1 protein-coding gene is annotated in these 1,489 nt (G+C 68.0%); it reads right to left on the bottom strand.

Annotated features, from left to right (window positions below; genetic code table 11):
* On the bottom strand, nucleotides 1-1,489 hold a 1,489-nt coding region (glpK, locus tag FB457_RS35020; RefSeq protein WP_347615873.1), incomplete at both ends, for a glycerol kinase GlpK.

Consider the following 1,489-nt stretch of genomic DNA (forward strand, 5'->3'; position numbering starts at 1 on the left):
TCCAGCCCATGGTGCGCTGGACTGCTTTGAGCCAGTCCTTGTATTCGCGTTCGCGGGTGGTTTCGTCCATGCGGGGGGTCCATTCGGCGGCGCGGCGCCAGTTGGCGCGCAGGGCGTCGGTGTCGGGCCAGTAGCCGACGGCGAGTCCGGCGGCGTAGGCGGCGCCCAGGCAGGTGGTTTCGGCGACCAGGGGGCGGACGACGGGGGCGTCGAGGACGTCGGCGAGGGTTTGCATGAGGAGGTTGTTGGCGGTCATGCCGCCGTCGACTTTGAGGGAGGTGAGTTCGACGCCGGAGTCTTTGGTCATGGCGTCGACGATTTCGCGGGTCTGCCAGGCGGTGGCTTCCAGGACGGCGCGGGCGAGGTGTGCTTTGGTGACGTAGCGGGTGAGTCCGGCGATGACGCCGCGGGCGTCGTCGCGCCAGTAGGGGGCGAAGAGGCCGGAGAAGGCGGGGACGAAGTAGGCGCCGCCGTTGTCTTCGACGCTCAGGGCGAGGGTTTCGATTTCGGCGGCGGTGGAGATGATGCCCATCTGGTCGCGCATCCACTGGACCAGGGCGCCGGTGATGGCGATGGAGCCTTCCAGGGCGTAGACGGCGCTCTGGTCTCCGATGCGGTAGCCGACGGTGGTGATGAGGCCGTTTTCGGAGTGGACGGGTTCGCCGGCGGTGTTCATGAGGAGGAAGGTGCCGGTGCCGTAGGTGGATTTGGCTTCGCCCTGGTCGAAGCAGGTCTGTCCGAAGAGTGCGGCTTGCTGGTCGCCCAGTGCGGAGGCGACCGGGATGCCGGTGAGGGTGCCGGAGGCGGCGTGGCCGTAGACCTCGGCGGAGGAGCGGATCTGGGGGAGGACCGCGAGGGGGACGCCCATGGCTTCGCAGATGGCGGGGTCCCAGTCGAGGGTTTCGAGGTTCATGAGCATGGTGCGGGAGGCGTTGGTGACGTCGGTGACGTGGACGCCGCGGCCGGGGCCTCCGGTGAGGTTCCAGATGACCCAGGAGTCCATGGTGCCGAAGAGGATGTCGCCGGCTTCGGCGCGGGCGAGGAGGCCGGGGGTGTTGTCGAGGAGCCAGCGGATTTTGGGGCCGGCGAAGTAGGAGGCCAGGGGCAGGCCGGTGGCGGCGCGGAAGCGGTCTTGTCCTTGGGTGCCGCCGAGTTGGCGGCAGAGTTCGGCGGTGCGGGTGTCTTGCCAGACGATGGCGTTGGCGACGGGTTCGCCGGTGTGCTTGTCCCAGAGCAGGGTGGTTTCGCGTTGGTTGGTGATGCCGATGGCTTTGACGTCGGTGCGGGTGATGCCGGCTTTGGCGACGGCGCCGTCGACGACCTGCTGGACGTTGCGCCAGATCTCGGTGGCGTTGTGCTCGACCCAGCCGGGCTTGGGGAAGATCTGCTCGTGTTCCTTCTGGTCCACCGACACGATCCGGCCATCGGTGTCGAACACGATGCACCGGCTCGAAGTCGTCCCCTGATCGATAGCCGCAATGAACGGGCC

The organism is Streptomyces sp. CNZ287 (assembly GCF_007827615.1).